Raw genomic sequence first — 15778 nt, forward strand, 5'->3', positions numbered from 1 at the left:
CGTCGATGTCGTGCGGCTCAGTGCAGCGTCACCGGATGCATGTCGTGCTGCCGCGCCAACGTGAAGGCCAACCGGCGGTCGGCCACGAGCGCGAGTTGCTGGCCATCGCTGTCATGCACGGCGAACAGCACCTCCAGACCCTCGGCCTGTTCCTGCACCTCTTCTGGAAGGTCGGCGACGGCCACGGGCTTGACGTAGACCAGCTTGCTTTCGTCTTCGGTCAGCTTGGGATGGCGGAATTGCGTGTTCATGTTCCACTCCTCTTAATGCGGATCGTCTGCACGACGCTGTCGGCGGGCTGACGGGAGAGGTCGATATGCAGCAGGCCGTTCTCCATCACCGCCTCGCCCACCTCGACGCCATCGGCCAGCACGAAGCTGCGCTGGAACTGGCGTGCGGCGATGCCACGATGCAGGAACACCCGCTCGGAGCCGGCGTCGGACTGGCGTCCGCGCACCACGAGCTGGTTGTCCTCGACCGTGATCGAGAGGTCGGATTCGGCGAACCCGGCCACGGCGAGCGTGATCCGGTAGGACCGCTCCGAGGTCTGCTCGATGTTATAGGGCGGATATCCGTCTCCCGACGCCTTCGCGGTTCGTTCGACCAGCCTTTCAAGCTGTTCGAACCCCAGAAGGAAGGGGTGCGTCCCCAATGTCAGCTTCGTCATGCGACACGTCCTCTGCCCAAGCGACCGTCCGTCAGCGGCCCCGGCATCGGCAGCCGCCTTAACCCCAATATGGGTGGCGAAATTCCGCCTTGCAAGGTGCGGGGCTAGGCGGCTGGCGGCGCAGCTTCTATGATGAGGGCCAAAGACGCAGGGCAGACGAGCATGAACAAGTCGGCGAAGATGGAAGAGATCGAGGTGCTCCGGGTGGAGCTTGAGGTGCTCAAGCGCGAGCATCGCGATCTCGACGAGGCGATCCACGCGCTCGAGGAGCGCGGCGGAGCCGACATGCTGCGGCTACGGCGGCTCAAGAAGCAGAAACTGCAGCTCAAGGACCGGATCACCCGGATCGAGGACCGGATATTGCCGGACATCATCGCCTGATCTGCTTGCCGTCGCGTCCCGCACCGGTGTAGTCCCGCCCTCAACTGCAAGGAAGGGATCGGCATGGGCGTGAAGGTCGGCATCATCATGGGCAGCCAGTCGGACTGGGCGACGATGCGCGAAGCGGCGCAGATGCTCGACGAGCTGGGCGTGGAATACGAAACCCGGATCGTCTCGGCGCACCGCACCCCGGACCGGCTGTGGGATTACGGCAAGACCGCCGTCGCCCGCGGCCTCGAGGTGATCATCGCGGGGGCCGGCGGTGCCGCGCATCTGCCCGGCATGATGGCGTCGAAGACCCGCCTGCCGGTGATCGGCGTGCCGGTGCAGACCCGCGCGCTGTCGGGCGTCGACTCGCTCTACTCCATCCTGCAGATGCCGCGCGGCTTTCCCGTCGCTACCATGGCAATCGGATCGGCGGGGGCGGCGAATGCCGGGCTGATGGCCGCGGGTATCCTGGCGCTGGGCGATCCGGCGCTGGCGCAGCGGCTCGACAACTGGCGCGAGGCGCTGTCGGCCTCGATCCCCGAGGAGCCCCGCGATGAGTGACGCGCTGCGCCCCGGCTCGACCATCGGGATCTTGGGCGGCGGTCAGCTAGGCCGGATGCTCGCGGTCGCGGCGTCCCGGCTGGGCCTGAAATGCCATGTCTACGATCCCGGCTCCGACGTCCCGGCGGCCGAAGTCGCGGCCCATGCCACCACCGCCGCCTGGGATGACGAGGCGGCGCTCAGGGCCTTTGCCGGCTCGGTCGACGTGGTGACCTACGAGTTCGAGAACGTGCCCACGGCCTCGCTCGACCTGATCGAGTCCATCGTTCCGATCCGCCCCAATCGGCGCGCTCTCGCGGTCAGCCAGGACCGGATCGACGAAAAGGACTTCCTACGCTCCCTCGGCCTCGCCACCGCGCCCTATGCCGCCGTGGACGACGCCGGCTCGCTCGACGCGGCGCTGGCCGAGATCGGCGCGCCGGCGATCCTCAAGACCCGCCGCTTCGGCTATGACGGCAAGGGACAGGCACGGATCATGTCGGCGGATGCCGCCGCCGCGGCGCTGGCGGAGATGAACGGCGCGCCCTCGATCCTCGAAGGCTTCGTTGAGTTCTCGCACGAGGTCAGCGTGATCGGCGCGCGCGGGCTCGACGGTGCGGTCGCCTGCTTCGATCCCGGTGAGAACCGTCACGAGGACGGCATCCTGCGCGAGACCACCGTGCCCGCCCGGCTCACGGCCTCGCAGCGCACCGACGCGGTGCTCTTGGCAGCGAAGATCCTGACCGAGCTCGACTATGTCGGCGTCATGGGTGTGGAGCTCTTCGTCACGCCGCAGGGCCTCGTGATCAACGAGATCGCGCCGCGGGTGCACAATTCCGGCCACTGGACCCAAGATGGCTGCCTGATCGACCAGTTCGAGCAGCATATCCGCGCGGTCGCGGGCTGGCCGTTGGGCGACGGTGCGCGGCATTCGGACGTGGTGATGGAGAACCTGATCGGCGACGATGTCGACCGCATCCCGCAGATCGCAGCCACCCAGTCGGCCATCCACCTTTATGGCAAGGCCGAGGCCCGGCCCGGCCGCAAGATGGGCCACGTCAACCGGATCACCGGCCCGGTGCGCTAGAGCATCTCGCGCAGCGCGGCATCGAGACCTTCCATGCCGCGCGGCCGCCAGCCCAGCTGCCAAAGCCGGTCACAGCGCATGGCGCTGACGCGCGACGCGTCGGCGCGATCGGGCAGCGGCCCGCCCCGCCCAGTGATCCGCGCCACACGCTCCAGCAGGTCGCGCCGGTCGAGCGTGATGTCCGACGCGTTGAAGCTGCGGGGGGCCAGCGCTGCCTCGGGCGCTTCCAGCAGCAATGCCACCGCTGCCGCCAGATCTTCGCCATGCAGTTCGGTCGCCACGCGCGGCGCGACGGTGTCGCCCGCAAGGAAGGCCTCGAACAGCCCGCGCCACTTGTGATCCGGGCCGGAAACGCCAGAGGGCCCATAGATCCCCGTGGCGCGGATGGCTGCGGTGGCAAAGCCGGGCCGGGCCAGCGCAGAGAGCCCCTGCTCCGCCGCCCATTTCACCTCGCCATAGAGGGTGTCCGGGCGCGGCGCGAGATCCTCGGTCAGCGCGGTGCCGGGCAGGTAGTCGCCATAGACCGCGCGGCTCGACAGGAAGAGCGCACGGGTGAGCCCCGCCTCCCGCGCCTCGCGAAAGAGCCGCAGCGAACCGTCGCGGTTCGCCGCGACAAAGCCTTCGGGATCGCTCCCCTCGCCGCCGCGGTAGCGCCCGGGCACATGGAGAAAGGCCGCATGCACCAGCGCGTCGCAGCCCGCGAGCGGCGCCGCCTCGCCCAGCGCCCAGCGCCGGTGTTCATTGCCTGCGACCGTCTGCCGGCCGAGCGTCACCACCTCGTGCCCCCGTGCCGCGAGACCGTGCAGCAGGAACCGCCCGACCAACCCGGTCGCCCCGGTCAGCGCGACCTTCATGACGGGTTCGGCAGATGCGCAAGATCGGGCACTGGCCCGTCGCCCTCATAGGCACGCCACAAATCGATCAGCACCCGCAGCCGCTCGGCCTTGGCATGGTCCTGCCACGGCTTCTCGTACTGGAAATGCAGCACCTTGATCTGCTCCCAGCTCCACAGCTCGGGCAGGTTGAACCAGACATATTGCAGCGTGTTGCAGGTCACCGGCAGGCCGTGCCAGTCGGGAAAAAAGTCCTGCAGGAAGGTCTGGTCGGTGCGCCGCCAGAAGGCGCCGGGCGAGTCGAGCCGCGCCAGCATCGCATCAAACGTGGCCGGATCGGGCCGAGCGGTGAACACGCCCGAATTCATCCGATGAAAGTCTGCGAGGCTCTCATATACGTTCGGCGCCGCGCAGAATTCGGGGTAGTCGAACAGCGCATCGATATTGCGCAGCGCCAGCGTGTCAGCGTCGAGGAACACGACGCGCTCGTAGTCGAGCTGCCACAGCCTGAGCTTGGCGAAGTTGTCGAGCGGCGTGTGAAAGGCCGGCTTCTCGCCCTTGGTGAATGGGGCCGCGCCGTGCAGCGCCTCGCGCGCATGGGCGGCGTTGAAGTCCCGTGAGGTCGGCAGCAGCTCCGTCTGCACCAGCCGGGCACCACGCGCCCTGAGCGGCGCGAGATCGTCCGCCCCCACCCCGCCGGTGTGCAGCACGACAAGATCGGCCGTCGTCCCGGTCAGCCGGAGGGAGCGCAGCAGCGCCTTCGCGCCCCGTGCGAAATCTGCATTGGTGACCAGGGTGACGAAGGCCCGGCGATCGGTCGCCGGGCCTTCGGGGCGCAATCCATCGCTCATGAGACGGTGCGCAGCGCCCGGCCCTCGGGGTCGCGCTCGACCCGCGCGCCCAGATCTCGGGTCCAGGCGGAAACGGCGGGCACGCGGCTACGGTCGATGCGATGCGCGTATTTCCGCGCCACCTCGACCACCTCGTCCAGAAGCCCCTCCTGCAGGGTGATCGGATCGAGGCCCAGCGCGAGGAACTTGTCGTTCTTCACGACGAGATCGTTCTCCTCGGCCTCCTTGCGCGGGTTGGGCAGATAAGAGACCCGCGCACCCGTTTTCTTCGCCACCATCTCGGCCAGATCGCGGACCCGGTGGGTTTCGGTCATCTGGTTGAAGATGCGCACCCGCTCGCCCGATTTCGGCGCGTCGCCCAGCGCCAGTTCGATGCAGCGCACCGAATCCTGGATATGGATGAAGGCGCGCGTCTGCCCGCCCGTGCCGTGCACGGTGAGCGGGTGGCCGATCGCCGCCTGGATCAGGAAACGGTTGAGCACGGTGCCGTAATCGCCGTCATAGTCGAAGCGGTTGATCAACTGCTCGTGGCGGCGGGTCTGGTCGGTATGGGTGCCCCAGACGATGCCCTGATGCAGGTCGGTGATCCGCAGCCCGTCGTTCTGAGCGTAGAACTGGAACAGGATCTGATCGAGGCTCTTGGTCATGTGATAGACCGAGCCGGGCTTGGTCGGATAGAGGATCTCCTGCTTTGCCTTGTCACCCGAAAGCGTTTCGACTTCGACGTCGAGATAGCCTTCGGGGATCGCTGCGCCGACGCTGGAATAGCCGTAGACGCCCATCGTGCCGAGATGCAGCAGATGCGCGTCGATGCCCGTCTCCACCAGCGCGGCGAGCAGGTTGTGCGTCGCATTGGTGTTGTTGTTGACGGTGTAGACCTTGTGACGGTCGGATTTCATCGAATAGGGCGCGGCGCGCTGCTCGGCGAAATGGATGACGGCGTCGGGTTTTTCCTCGGCCAGCCAAGACTTCAGCCGCTCGTATTCCTTGGCGAGATCGATCAGGTGGAAGTTCAGCCGCCGTCCGGTCACCTCGTGCCAGATCCGGCAGCGCTCCTGGATCGAGTCCATCGGCGTGAGCGACTGCACGCCCAGCTCGGTGTCGATCCAGCGGCGGCTGAGATTGTCGAGAATGTGGATCTCGTGGCCCTGCTCGGACAGATGCAGGCAGGTCGGCCAGCCGACGAAACCGTCGCCGCCGAGAATCGCGATCTTCATGATGTGCCCCCTTGCTAGACGCCCCGGGCCTCGCACGGCCCGGCGACAGGGTCATGACACCCTGCCCTCCTCGGGCGGCATAATGCATGGGGCGGGGCAAAGCGCCACCCCGCCCCGGCGTCCGGGGCGGGGCCCGGCGACTCAGCGCCGTTTGACCGTCTTGCGGCCGGCCCGGCTCAGCGCCCCGATCAGCGCGGTGGCGCCCAGACCGATAGTGGCGGCGGCGGCATAGGTGCGCCAGGCGGGTGGCAGCGGACGGTAGAGATCCGCGACCCGTGCCAGCGCGGCGACCGGCGGCGCGGCCTTCCACAAATCGGCCTCGGCGCGCTTGCCCGAGCGCTGCGTGACCTCACGCATCACGCCGATCCCGGCCGCCATGGGGCCGACCCGCGCGGTGCTTTCGCGCTTTTTCGGCAGTCGACCGCGCGACACCGCTTCTAGCGCATCGCCCAGTGTCTCGGTATCGCCCGCCCAGAGCCCACGATAGACGATCGTGCCCTCGCGGTCGGTGAGCCAGACCGCGTTGGGTTTCTCGCCCAACTGGCGGTGCAGCGTGCCCTGCGTGTCATCCACCGCGACCGGCCAAGGCAGGTTGTCGCGCGCCTTCAGAATGCGGGCGTTGCGGATCTTGGCGTCCATGTCGTGCGGCTGGTCGAAGCGTTCGCCGGGATGCGCCTCGCGCACATGCAGCATGACGAACACAACCTGTCCGCCATAGCGGCGATGCAGCTTCTTGAGCGCCGGGACGGACGAGGCCGTCATCGGGCATGTGTACGACCCGGTGACGAGCAGCATCGGCTTGTTGCCGGTGATCGCGTGGCTGCGGATCCGCCCGCCGGTGGCGGCGGGCAGATCGAAGACGGGCAACCGGTCGCCCGGTCCCGGCACCCCGGGTTCGAAGGCCATGTCGCGGCGCAGGGTGCTGGCCTCGACGTGGTCGTAGACGTAGTCGCTTGTCGATGTCATGGGCGGGTCTCCGCGGCTGGTGTTGCAACTGTCGGTGACACAACCCGCGAAAGCCTCAGCCGTTCGATTTCTCCTTCGCCTGCGCCTCAAGCGCCCGGTTGAGATCGATCACGGCACCGATCAGCGCGGCATGGGCAAAGCCCTGCGGGATGTTGCCGAGCATTTCGCCGGTGGCCGGATCGGCCTCCTCCGCGAAGAGCCCGAGATCGTTGGCCTGCGCGATCCCCGCTTCGATGATCGCCCGCGCCCGCTCCAGCTCGCCCCGCATTACCCAGTACTGCGCGACCCAGAATCCGGCGGTAACGAAGACGCCTTCCTCGTGCCCGTCGGCGCATTCAAGGCGGCGGCGGAACAGCTTGCCGTCCGGGCTCCACTCCCGTTCCAGCGCCGCCATGGTGGCGCGCATTTCGGGCGTGTCGGCGGCGCTGTAGTCCCAGACCGGGAACAGCGCAGCGGTGACGTCGACCTCTTCCGAGCCGGGATAGACCGCGTAGGCGCCCTCCGAGGTCAGGCCGTTGCGCGCGACCCAGTCGCGGATCTCGCCCGCCGCCGCCCGCCAACGCGCGGCTTCGGCCTCGTCGGCATAGTCCGCCGCCGACTCCAGCGCGCAGGCGGCGACGACTTTACCGGAGACATAGGGCTTCGGCGGCGTCTCCTCCCAGATGCCGTGATCGGGCTCCTGCCAGTTGTCGGCCAGGAAATCGCAGATGTCTGAGACCACGTCCCAATGCGCCCGGCCATCCGAGCGGCCCTCGCGGTAGAGCAGCTTGGCCGCCAGCGCCACGTTGGCATAGGCGTCGAGCTGGAGCTGGTCTGCGGCGCCGTTGCCGATCCGCACGGGGCGCGAGCCGCGCCAGCCCTCGAAGGGCAGCTCGGTCTCGCCCGGCGCGGTTTCGCAATCGAGGTCGGTGAACACCGCCATCGGGTATTTCTCGGAAGTGCCGGTGCAGCGGCAGATGAACTTCAGGTACTGCTCGCCCTCGCTGTCCTTCTGACACAGCCGCAACAGGGCCGAGACGATCATGCCGGCGTCGCGCAGCCAGACATAGCGATAGTCCCAATTGCGCCCGCCCCCGGCGATCTCGGGCAGCGAGGTGGTGACGGCGGCCACGGTGGCACCGCTCTCCTCGTGGGTGCACAGCCGGATCGCACGCAGCGACTGCCGGAGTTCCTCGGCAAAGACCCCGTCGTAATCCACCGCCTCGTCCAGTCCGCGCCAATGGCCCAGCGTGTGGCCGCGCCAGTTGTCGAGCGTGGCCGGATCGGGCCGGGTGAGAGGCGCATCCGACAGCGCCATCCAGCCCCGCTCTCCGGCGGGCAGCTCCATCACCGCCCTGCCCTCTTCGACGCGCAGCGGGTGCGAACCGTAGAGGGTCATCCCTTCGATCGTCACGGCATCGGCGTCGGCCGAGACGCGCGCGGGCTTGCGACCGTAATCGGGGTGCGGGTCGATCACCACGCGCAGCGGCGTGGGTGCTTCGCCGAATTCTCGCACCAGCACCCCCACGGGGGCCTGCGGACCGGACGTCATCCAGTCGAGCACCACCAGTTCGCCTTCCGCCACCTCCAGCCGCGTCTCCAGCATGCCGCTGCCGTCGAGATAACGTCGCGACCCGGGGCGGGCGCCGTCGATCTCGATCCGCCAGTCGCCACCCGCCGGATCGAGCAGCCCGGCCAGCAGGCTCGGCCCGTCGAAGCGGCAGGGGCAGTACCACAGAATGCGGCCCATGCGGTCGATCACCGCCGCCGTACGGCGATCGCCGATCACGCCCAGATCGCGGATCGGCACCTGGTTGGCGGCGGCGGCGCCATCGGGCCGGGTGGTCTCGGGGGTTGGCTGGGTCATGCGGCGCTCCTTCGCGGCCCAACCGGACCCGCGCGAGCAGGGTTCCGGCGGCGCGAGGTCGCAGCGGCTCAAAGCGGGACGTCGGTGGTGTTCTTGATCTCGCGCAGCGTCACCGAGGTGGAGATCGACAGCACGTGCGGCAATTGGACCAGCGCGTTCTTTACCGTGCTTTCGTAATGGCGGATCGACCGTGCCAGCACCCGCAGCAGGTAGTCGTGATCGCCCGACACCGTGTAGCACTGCACCACTTCGGCGATGCGCACCACGGCAGCCTCGAACTCCTCGAGATGGGCACGCGAATGTCCGTTCATCCGCACCGCGCAGAACACGGTGATGTCGAATCCCGCCGCCACCGGGTCGATGATATGTCGCCGCTCTTCGATCACCCCGGCCTCGCGCATCCGCGTCAGACGGCGCCAGCAGGGCGTGTGCGACAGGCCCAGCCGCTCACCGACCTCGCGCAAGGTCAGATCCGGCTCGGCTTGCAAGAGCCGCAGCAGGCGGCGGTCGGTCTCGTCGAGTGTGATCGTTTCGCCCATTGCGCCCCATCCCCGGCGGCGATCCTCTCGCCCGCCGGGGGTGGCGTCAATGGGCGCGCCCTTCATGCCCAGCGCGCCGGGCGCTTTTCGAGGAACGCGGCGATTCCCTCCTCGGCTTCGGGGCTTTCCCATGCCTCGACCAGACGGTCGATCGTGGCCTCGATCACCGCCTCGTCGATGCGCGGACCGAGCGAGCGGGCCAGCGCCTTGGCCCGCGCCGCAGCCCCGCGGGCGATCTTCAGATAGGGCGCTACCTCGGCCTCAACGGCGGCGTCGAGATCGGCCTCGGGCACCGCTCGCGTCGCGATGCCAAGCCGCACGGCCTCCTCCGCGCCGAAGATCCTCGCCGACATGAACACCTGTCGCGCCCGGCCTTCGCCCATCCGCGCGAGGACATAGGGCGAGATCGTCGCCGGGATGATGCCGAGCTTGGTCTCGGTGAAGCCGAAGCGGGTCGTGTCGGCGGCCACCACCACGTCGCAGATGCAGGCCATGCCGACGCCGCCGCCATAGGCACCGCCATTCACCCGGCCGATCAGCGGGCTGGACATGGTGTTGAGCGCGTCCAGCATCCCGGCCAGACGCCGCGCCTCGGCGCGCCGCCCCTCGCGGTCAGCCCGGATCTGCGCCTGCATCCAGGTGAGATCCCCACCAGCGCAGAACACCTCGCCCGCCCCTCGCAGCACCACGGCGCGCGCCTGCGCGCCCTCGGCCGAGGCCAGCGCCGTCAGCTCGTCCATCATCTGCGCCGAAAGCGCGTTGCGCCGCTCGGGCGCGTTCAGCGTGACCGTCAGGACGCCGCGACCATCCGCATCCAGCTTTAGTGTCTCGTAGCTCATGCGCGCAGCTCCTTTGCAAAAGCCGCCGTCTCGGCCAGCCGCTTCGCGTCGAGGCCGGTCTCGTAGCCGCGATCCTCCAGCATCAGCGCAAGCGCCTCGGTCGCGACGTTGCCCGCCGCGCCGGGCGCGAAGGGGCAGCCGCCCAGACCGCCGATGCTGGCATCGAAGACGCGAAGCCCGCGTTCGAGGCAAACCTCCACATTGTCGAGCGCGCGGCCCAACGTGTCGTGGAAATGCCCGGCGAGCTTTTCGGCCGGCACGCGCGCGAGCACCGCGTCGAGCATTGCGTCCGTGTCCTCGGGCAGCGCCCGGCCCAGCGTCTCGCCCAAGGAGATCTCGTAGCAGCCCACCTCCAGCAGCCACGCTGCCACATCGGCCACGGCTTCGGGGTCGACCTTGCCGTCATATGGGCAATGGGTCACGCAGGAGACGTAGCCGCGCACCGGCAGCCCGGTCTCTTTCGCAGCCTCCATGAGCGGGGCAAAGCGCTCCATGCTCTCGGCTATGGAGCAGCCGATATTGGCCTGGCTGAAGCCCTCGGAGGCCGAAGCGAAGACCGCGACCTCTTCGGCCCTGGCCTCACGCGCGGCCTCGAAGCCCCGCAGGTTCGGAGTCAGCGCCGCGTAGCGGATGGCGGGGTCGCGCGCGATGCCCGCCAATACCTCGGCCGCATCGGCCATCTGCGGCACCCGTTTGGGGTTCACGAAGCTCGTCACCTCGATGCGGGAGAAGCCGCAGGCCGAGAGCCGGTCGACCAGCGCGATCTTGGTCTCGACGGGAATGATCCGCTTTTCGTTCTGCAGCCCGTCGCGGGGCCCGACCTCGACGATCTCGGCGCGCTCACTCATCTTCCGGCTCCAGCGTCAGCAGCAGGTCGCCGTCGGAAACCTGCGATCCCTCCTGTGCGAGGATTTCGGCCACCACCCCGTCGCGCGGCGCGGTGAGGGTGTGTTCCATCTTCATCGCCTCGAGGATGGCGAGCGGCTGGCCCTTTTCGACCGTCTGCCCCGCCGTGGCGCGCATCCGTTTCACGAGGCCCGGCATCGGCGCGGCGATGGCGTTGCCGCCCGCCCCGGCCGCATCGGCGGCGGCCAGCGGATCGGGCAGCGTGAACACCCAGGCCCGACCCGCGTCCCACACGGTGACGGCGGCGCCATGCTTGGCGGCCTCGGCGCGGAAGCGACGGCCGGCCACGGTCACCTCCAAGCCCTTGGTGTCACGTGAAACGCTGGTTTCCGTGCCTTCCCGATGCCAGCTTCCCGGCCCGTCGCGCAGGAGTGCGACGTCGAGCGTCTCGCCCTCGCGCTCGAGCGTCACGTGGATCTCGGAGGCGCCCCAGTGGCGGAAGCCCCTGAGCGCGTCCCAGGGATCGTCGCCCGCGGGCGGATGGTCGAGACCGGCTGCGGCGAGCGCGGCCAGCACCGGCACGTGATCAGGCATCGGCGGACGGGCGGTCAGCGCATCGAGATCGCGACCGATCAAGCCGGTATCCACTTCGCCCGAGGCAAACCCCTCATGCCGCAGCAGCGCCGCGAGAAACCCGAGATTGGTCACCGTGCCGCCGACCTGCGTGGCCTCCAGCGCGCCCAAGAGCCGCGCCATCGCCTCTTCGCGCGTGGCGCCATGGGCAATGACCTTGGCGATCATCGGGTCGTAATGCGGGGTGATGGCATCGCCTTCGACGACGCCGGCATCGACGCGCAGCGCGCCCAGCTCGAAGTTCGACGCGTCGGGAAAGCGCAGCCGCTCCAGCCGCCCGGTCGCGGGGAGGAACCCGCGCTCCGCATCCTCGGCATAGAGCCGCGCCTCGAAGGCGTGACCGTCGATCGTCAGCTGGTCCTGCGACAGCGGCAGCGTCTCGCCGCGCGCGACCCGGATCTGCCATTCGACCAGATCGAGCCCGGTGATCGCCTCGGTCACGGGGTGTTCGACCTGCAGACGGGTGTTCATCTCCATGAACCAGAACCCGTCCTCGCGCAGCCCTTCGGAGCCGTCGGCGATGAACTCCACCGTGCCCGCACCGACATAGCCGATCGCGCGCGCGGCTTCGACCGCAGCCTGCCCCATCGCCGCGCGGACATGCTCGGGCATGCCCGGCGCGGGAGCCTCCTCGATCACCTTCTGGTGCCGACGCTGCAGCGAGCAGTCGCGCTCGAACAGATGCACGACGTTGCCGTGACTGTCGGCAAAGACCTGGATCTCCACATGGCGGGGCGCGGTCACGTATTTCTCGACCAGCACGGCGGGGTCGCCGAAGCTCGCCTTGCCCTCGGCCCGCGCACCTTCGAGCGCATCGGCGAAATCCTCGGCCCGCTCGACGAGGCGCATTCCCTTGCCGCCGCCGCCCGCGCGCGCCTTGATCAGCACCGGGTAGCCGATGCGCTCGGCTTCCGCCGCCAGCATCGCGGTGTCCTGCCCCTCGCCGTGATAGCCCGGCACGACCGGCACGCCGGCCTCTTCCATGCGTTTCTTGGCGGCGTCCTTCAGGCCCATCGCCCGAATTGCGCCAGCGGGCGGACCGACGAAGATCAGCCCGGCCGCCTCGACCGCCTCGACGAAATCGGGGTTCTCGGAGAGGAAGCCGTAGCCCGGATGGATCGCCTGGGCGCCCGTTGCGCGCGCGGCCTCGATGATCGCCTCGGCGCGCAGGTAGCTTTCGCCCACCGGCGCCGGGCCGATCCGCACCGCCTCGTCGGCGAGCCGGACATGCACCGCCTCGGCATCGGCGTCGGAATGCACGGCGACGGTCTTCAGCCCCATCCGGCGCGCGGTCGTGATGACACGTGCGGCAATCTCGCCGCGGTTCGCGATCAGTATCTTGTCGAACATCAGGCGAAATCCTCCACCAGCCGGAATCTCTCGCAGACCAGCATCATTTCGGGGTCCCAGCCCCCGTTGCGCTCGAAGTAGCGGCGGTGCCCTTCCCGCCAGCTCTCCAGCGTCTCGTCCTCGCCCTCGGCCAAGGCGAACTCGGCGTCCACGTCGCAGAAACGGCGCTGCGTAACCTCGGTCGTTTCGATCATCAGCGCCGGGCTGCCATCCCAGTTCAGTGCCACATCGCGGCGGCCAACCACCGGCATCGGCTCCTCGTCAAAGTCGCGCAGCGCGCTGCAGGTCCCCGTCTTGGCGCCGGAGCGAACCAATGCGATCAGCTCGGCGGAAAGCTCAGGGCCGTCACCGAAGCGGAAGCTCACGAGATCCGGGTCCCGAGCCTTCAATTCCTCCATCGTCACCATTGCCGCCTCACATCCGGAACACGCCGAAGCGCGTGTCGGGAATGGGCGCGTTCAACGCGGCAGAGAGGGAGAGCGCGAGCACTTCGCGGGTCTTGCGCGGATCGACGATGCCGTCATCCCAAAGCCGGGCCGAGGCATAGAGCGGATGCGCCTGTTCTTCGAAAGTGTCGCGCAAGGGTTGCTTGAAGGCCCACTCCTCTTCCTCGGTCCAGGGCTTGCCCTGACGTGCCAGCGCCTCGCCGCGCACCTGTGCCATGACGCCCGCCGCCTGCTCGCCGCCCATCACGCCGATCCGGCTCGCGGGCCAGGTCCACAGGAACCGCGGTGAATAAGCGCGGCCGCACATGCCGTAATTGCCGGCCCCGTAGGAGCCGCCGACGATCATGGTGACCTTGGGCACCTCGGTGGAGGCCACGGCCGTCACCAGCTTGGCGCCGTCCTTGGCGATGCCGCCCGCCTCGTATTTGCGACCGACCATGAAGCCGGTGATGTTCTGCAGGAACACCAGCGGGATGCGCCGCTGCGAGCACAGCTCGACGAAATGCGCGCCCTTGAGCGCGGCCTCGGAGAACAGCACGCCGTTATTGGCGATGATCCCCACCGGCATGCCCATGATGTGCCCGAAACCCGTCACCAGCGTCTCGCCGTAGCGCGGCTTGAACTCGTCGAGGCGCGAGCCGTCGAGCACGCGGGCCAGAAGCTCGCGGATGTCGTAGGGCTTGCGCGGATCGGCCGGGACGACGCCGAGGATCTCCTCGGGGTCGTAGAGCGGTTCTTCGACGGCGCGCAGCACCACGCTGTCGGGCTTGCGACGGTTGAGCCCGGCCACCGCCTGACGCGCCAGCGCCAGCGCATGGGCGTCGTTGTCGGCGAGGTAGTCGGCCACGCCCGACAGCCGCGTATGCACGTCGCCGCCGCCGAGATCCTCGGCCGAGACGACCTCGCCGGTCGCGGCCTTCACCAGCGGCGGGCCGGCGAGGAAGATGGTGCCCTGCTCCTTCACGATGATGGTCACGTCCGACATGGCGGGGACATAGGCGCCGCCCGCGGTGCAGGAACCCATCACAACGGCGATCTGCGGGATGCCCTTCCCGCTCATCCGGGCCTGGTTGTAGAAGATCCGGCCGAAATGATCGCGATCGGGGAACACCTCGTCCTGGTTGGGCAGGTTCGCGCCGCCCGAGTCGACGAGGTAGACGCAAGGCAGGTGGTTCTGCTCGGCAATCTCCTGCGCGCGCAGGTGTTTCTTGACGGTCATTGGGTAATAGGTGCCGCCCTTCACGGTGGCGTCGTTGCATACCACCATGACCTCCTGCCCCTCGACCCGGCCGATGCCGGCGATCATGCCGGCGCCCGGCGCCGCGCCGTCATAGAGGCCATGCGCCGCCGTGGCGCCGATCTCCAGAAACGGGCTGCCCGGATCGAGCAACCGGGTCACGCGGTCGCGCGGCAGCAGCTTGCCGCGCGAAACGTGCCGGTCGCGGGCCTTCGCGCCGCCGCCCGCGCGCGCGGCCTCGACGGCCTCGCGCACGGTTTCGAGCGCGGCATGCTGCGCGGTCCGGTTTTCTCCGAAGGCTTCCGAGGAGGGCGACAGTGCCGAACGCAGCACCGCCATCAGCGCACCTTCGCCATCAGCTCGCGCCCGATCAGCATGCGGCGGATCTCGGAGGTGCCGGCGCCGATCTCCATCAGCTTGGCGTCGCGGAAGATCCGGCTCACCGCGCTTTCATTCATGAAGCCGGTGCCGCCCATCGCCTGCACCGCCTGATGCGCGACCACCATCGCCTCTTCGGAGGCATAGAGCACGCAGGCAGCGGCGTCGGCACGGGTCACGCGGCCCTCGTCGCAGGCGCGGGCCACGGCATAGACATAGGCGCGGGCCGAGCCGAGCTTGGTGTAGATGTCGGCGATCTTGCCCTGCATCAGCTGGAAATCCCCGATCGGCTTGCCGAACTGCTTGCGCTCGGCAAGGTAGGGCATGATCTCGTCGAGGCAGGCGGCCATGATGCCGGTGCCGATGCCCGACAGCACAACGCGCTCGTAGTCGAGGCCCGACATCAGCACGCGCACGCCGCCGCCGACCTGGCCCAGAACGTTCTCGTCGGGCACTTCCACATTCTCGAACACCAGCTCGGCGGTGTTGGAGCCGCGCATGCCGAGCTTGTCGAAATGCTCGGAGGTCGAGAAGCCCTTCATGCCGCGTTCGATGATGAAGGCGGTGATGCCCTTGGAGCCCGCCTCGGGGTCGGTCTTGGCATAGACGACCAGCGTCTCGGCATCGGGGCCGTTGGTGATCCAGTACTTGGTGCCGTTGAGCCGATAGCCGCCGTCGATGCGATCGGCGCGCAGGCTCATCGACACCACGTCGGAGCCCGCACCCGCCTCGGACATGGCCAGCGCGCCGACATGCTCGCCCGAAACCAGCTTGGGCAGGTACTTCTGCTTCTGCGCCTCGTTGCCGTTCAGCACGATCTGGTTGACGCAGAGGTTGGAATGCGCGCCGTAGCTCAGCGCGACACTGGCCGAGGCGCGGGCGATCTCCTCGACCGCGACGACATGGGCCAGGTAGCCCATGTTCGCGCCGCCATACTCCTCGGGAACGGTGATGCCCAGAAGTCCGATATCGCCCATCTCGCGCCACAGGTCGGCGGGAAACAGGTTGGATGCGTCGATCTCGGCGGCCCGGGGCTTCACCCGCTCCTGCGCCCAGCGATGCACCGTCTCGCGCAGGCTGTCGCCGTCTTCACCCAGATCGAACCTCATCGCGTGATCGAACATCTCTACCTCC

General features: G+C 68.6%; 17 protein-coding genes. 3 read left to right on the forward strand and 14 right to left on the reverse strand.

The features are described 5' to 3' along the window. Positions 1–17: 17 nt before the first annotated feature. Positions 18–251 (reverse strand): DUF1150 family protein, encoded by a 234-nt coding sequence (locus FHS00_RS09340; RefSeq protein ID WP_183472161.1) that lies wholly within the window; start codon positions 249–251, stop codon positions 18–20. Beyond that, entirely contained in the window at positions 248–667 is a 420-nt protein-coding gene (locus FHS00_RS09345; RefSeq protein ID WP_183472163.1) for an Hsp20 family protein, read from the reverse strand. Before FHS00_RS09345 ends, FHS00_RS09340 begins: the two co-directional genes overlap by 4 nt. Positions 668–829: 162 nt before the next feature. Between FHS00_RS09345 and FHS00_RS09350 the strand changes: the two genes are divergently transcribed. The 3 genes from FHS00_RS09350 to FHS00_RS09360 all read left to right on the forward strand — a co-directional run bounded on the left by FHS00_RS09350 (position 830) and on the right by FHS00_RS09360 (position 2663). Beyond that, entirely contained in the window at positions 830–1048 is a 219-nt protein-coding gene (locus FHS00_RS09350) for a YdcH family protein (RefSeq protein ID WP_183472165.1), read from the forward strand. 63 nt (positions 1049–1111) lie between these two features. After that, positions 1112–1597, forward strand: coding sequence for a 5-(carboxyamino)imidazole ribonucleotide mutase (gene purE / locus FHS00_RS09355; RefSeq protein WP_183472167.1), 486 nt, complete (start codon positions 1112–1114; stop codon positions 1595–1597). Further along, a complete protein-coding gene (locus tag FHS00_RS09360; RefSeq protein WP_183472169.1) occupies positions 1590–2663 on the forward strand; it encodes a 5-(carboxyamino)imidazole ribonucleotide synthase in 1074 nt (357 codons plus the stop codon). Before purE ends, FHS00_RS09360 begins: the two co-directional genes overlap by 8 nt. Here the strand turns inward: FHS00_RS09360 and FHS00_RS09365 are convergent. The 12 genes from FHS00_RS09365 to FHS00_RS09420 all read right to left on the reverse strand — a co-directional run bounded on the left by FHS00_RS09365 (position 2660) and on the right by FHS00_RS09420 (position 15768). Continuing rightward, positions 2660–3517, reverse strand: coding sequence for an NAD-dependent epimerase/dehydratase family protein (locus tag FHS00_RS09365; RefSeq protein WP_183472171.1), 858 nt, complete (start codon positions 3515–3517; stop codon positions 2660–2662). The genes FHS00_RS09360 and FHS00_RS09365 overlap by 4 nt on opposite strands. After that, positions 3514–4347, reverse strand: a complete 834-nt coding sequence (locus FHS00_RS09370) for a glycosyltransferase (protein ID WP_183472172.1) — start codon at positions 4345–4347, stop codon at positions 3514–3516. Before FHS00_RS09370 ends, FHS00_RS09365 begins: the two co-directional genes overlap by 4 nt. After that, positions 4344–5564: an NAD-dependent epimerase/dehydratase family protein gene (locus FHS00_RS09375; protein ID WP_183472173.1), complete on the reverse strand. Its 1221-nt coding sequence runs from the start codon at positions 5562–5564 to the stop codon at positions 4344–4346. Before FHS00_RS09375 ends, FHS00_RS09370 begins: the two co-directional genes overlap by 4 nt. 141 nt (positions 5565–5705) lie before the next feature. Next, positions 5706–6530, reverse strand: coding sequence for a TlpA family protein disulfide reductase (locus FHS00_RS09380; protein ID WP_183472174.1), 825 nt, complete (start codon positions 6528–6530; stop codon positions 5706–5708). A gap of 55 nt (positions 6531–6585) precedes the next feature. Next, a complete protein-coding gene (locus FHS00_RS09385; protein ID WP_183472175.1) occupies positions 6586–8376 on the reverse strand; it encodes a glycoside hydrolase family 15 protein in 1791 nt (596 codons plus the stop codon). Between the two features lie 68 nt (positions 8377–8444). Beyond that, on the reverse strand, positions 8445–8915 hold the full coding sequence (locus FHS00_RS09390) for an Lrp/AsnC family transcriptional regulator (protein WP_183472176.1): 471 nt from the start codon (positions 8913–8915) through the stop codon (positions 8445–8447). 62 nt (positions 8916–8977) lie between these two features. Further along, positions 8978–9754 carry a crotonase/enoyl-CoA hydratase family protein gene (locus FHS00_RS09395; protein WP_183472177.1) on the reverse strand — a complete coding sequence of 259 codons (777 nt, stop codon included), beginning with the start codon at positions 9752–9754 and terminating at the stop codon, positions 8978–8980. Then, positions 9751–10602, reverse strand: coding sequence for a hydroxymethylglutaryl-CoA lyase (locus tag FHS00_RS09400; protein WP_183472178.1), 852 nt, complete (start codon positions 10600–10602; stop codon positions 9751–9753). The genes FHS00_RS09395 and FHS00_RS09400 overlap by 4 nt, the downstream gene beginning before the upstream one ends. Then, a complete protein-coding gene (locus tag FHS00_RS09405; RefSeq protein ID WP_183472179.1) occupies positions 10595–12583 on the reverse strand; it encodes an acetyl/propionyl/methylcrotonyl-CoA carboxylase subunit alpha in 1989 nt (662 codons plus the stop codon). The genes FHS00_RS09400 and FHS00_RS09405 overlap by 8 nt, the downstream gene beginning before the upstream one ends. Beyond that, a complete protein-coding gene (locus FHS00_RS09410) occupies positions 12583–12990 on the reverse strand; it encodes an ASCH domain-containing protein (protein ID WP_183472181.1) in 408 nt (135 codons plus the stop codon). The genes FHS00_RS09405 and FHS00_RS09410 overlap by 1 nt, the downstream gene beginning before the upstream one ends. A 7-nt stretch (positions 12991–12997) precedes the next feature. After that, positions 12998–14605 (reverse strand): carboxyl transferase domain-containing protein, encoded by a 1608-nt coding sequence (locus tag FHS00_RS09415; protein WP_183472183.1) that lies wholly within the window; start codon positions 14603–14605, stop codon positions 12998–13000. Beyond that, positions 14605–15768 (reverse strand): isovaleryl-CoA dehydrogenase, encoded by a 1164-nt coding sequence (locus FHS00_RS09420; RefSeq protein ID WP_183472185.1) that lies wholly within the window; start codon positions 15766–15768, stop codon positions 14605–14607. Before FHS00_RS09420 ends, FHS00_RS09415 begins: the two co-directional genes overlap by 1 nt. Positions 15769–15778 lie beyond the last annotated feature (10 nt).

The sequence above is a fragment of the Limimaricola variabilis genome (assembly GCF_014195545.1).
Taxonomy (GTDB): domain Bacteria; phylum Pseudomonadota; class Alphaproteobacteria; order Rhodobacterales; family Rhodobacteraceae; genus Limimaricola; species Limimaricola variabilis.

What these genes read in the sequence shown, in the direction of transcription:
- FHS00_RS09390 (WP_183472176.1), bottom strand. Translation starts at nt 8,915, where the DNA reads ATGGGCGAAACGATCACACTCGACGAGACCGACCGCCGCCTGCTGCGG.
- FHS00_RS09415 (WP_183472183.1), bottom strand. Translation starts at nt 14,605, where the DNA reads ATGGCGGTGCTGCGTTCGGCACTGTCGCCCTCCTCGGAAGCCTTCGGA.
- FHS00_RS09385 (WP_183472175.1), bottom strand. Translation starts at nt 8,376, where the DNA reads ATGACCCAGCCAACCCCCGAGACCACCCGGCCCGATGGCGCCGCCGCC.
- FHS00_RS09365 (WP_183472171.1), bottom strand. Translation starts at nt 3,517, where the DNA reads ATGAAGGTCGCGCTGACCGGGGCGACCGGGTTGGTCGGGCGGTTCCTG.
- FHS00_RS09370 (WP_183472172.1), bottom strand. Translation starts at nt 4,347, where the DNA reads ATGAGCGATGGATTGCGCCCCGAAGGCCCGGCGACCGATCGCCGGGCC.
- FHS00_RS09380 (WP_183472174.1), bottom strand. Translation starts at nt 6,530, where the DNA reads ATGACATCGACAAGCGACTACGTCTACGACCACGTCGAGGCCAGCACC.
- FHS00_RS09345 (WP_183472163.1), bottom strand. Translation starts at nt 667, where the DNA reads ATGACGAAGCTGACATTGGGGACGCACCCCTTCCTTCTGGGGTTCGAA.
- FHS00_RS09375 (WP_183472173.1), bottom strand. Translation starts at nt 5,564, where the DNA reads ATGAAGATCGCGATTCTCGGCGGCGACGGTTTCGTCGGCTGGCCGACC.
- FHS00_RS09410 (WP_183472181.1), bottom strand. Translation starts at nt 12,990, where the DNA reads ATGGTGACGATGGAGGAATTGAAGGCTCGGGACCCGGATCTCGTGAGC.
- FHS00_RS09420 (WP_183472185.1), bottom strand. Translation starts at nt 15,768, where the DNA reads ATGTTCGATCACGCGATGAGGTTCGATCTGGGTGAAGACGGCGACAGC.
- FHS00_RS09360 (WP_183472169.1), top strand. Translation starts at nt 1,590, where the DNA reads ATGAGTGACGCGCTGCGCCCCGGCTCGACCATCGGGATCTTGGGCGGC.
- FHS00_RS09350 (WP_183472165.1), top strand. Translation starts at nt 830, where the DNA reads ATGAACAAGTCGGCGAAGATGGAAGAGATCGAGGTGCTCCGGGTGGAG.
- FHS00_RS09405 (WP_183472179.1), bottom strand. Translation starts at nt 12,583, where the DNA reads ATGTTCGACAAGATACTGATCGCGAACCGCGGCGAGATTGCCGCACGT.
- FHS00_RS09400 (WP_183472178.1), bottom strand. Translation starts at nt 10,602, where the DNA reads ATGAGTGAGCGCGCCGAGATCGTCGAGGTCGGGCCCCGCGACGGGCTG.
- FHS00_RS09340 (WP_183472161.1), bottom strand. Translation starts at nt 251, where the DNA reads ATGAACACGCAATTCCGCCATCCCAAGCTGACCGAAGACGAAAGCAAG.
- purE (WP_183472167.1), top strand. Translation starts at nt 1,112, where the DNA reads ATGGGCGTGAAGGTCGGCATCATCATGGGCAGCCAGTCGGACTGGGCG.
- FHS00_RS09395 (WP_183472177.1), bottom strand. Translation starts at nt 9,754, where the DNA reads ATGAGCTACGAGACACTAAAGCTGGATGCGGATGGTCGCGGCGTCCTG.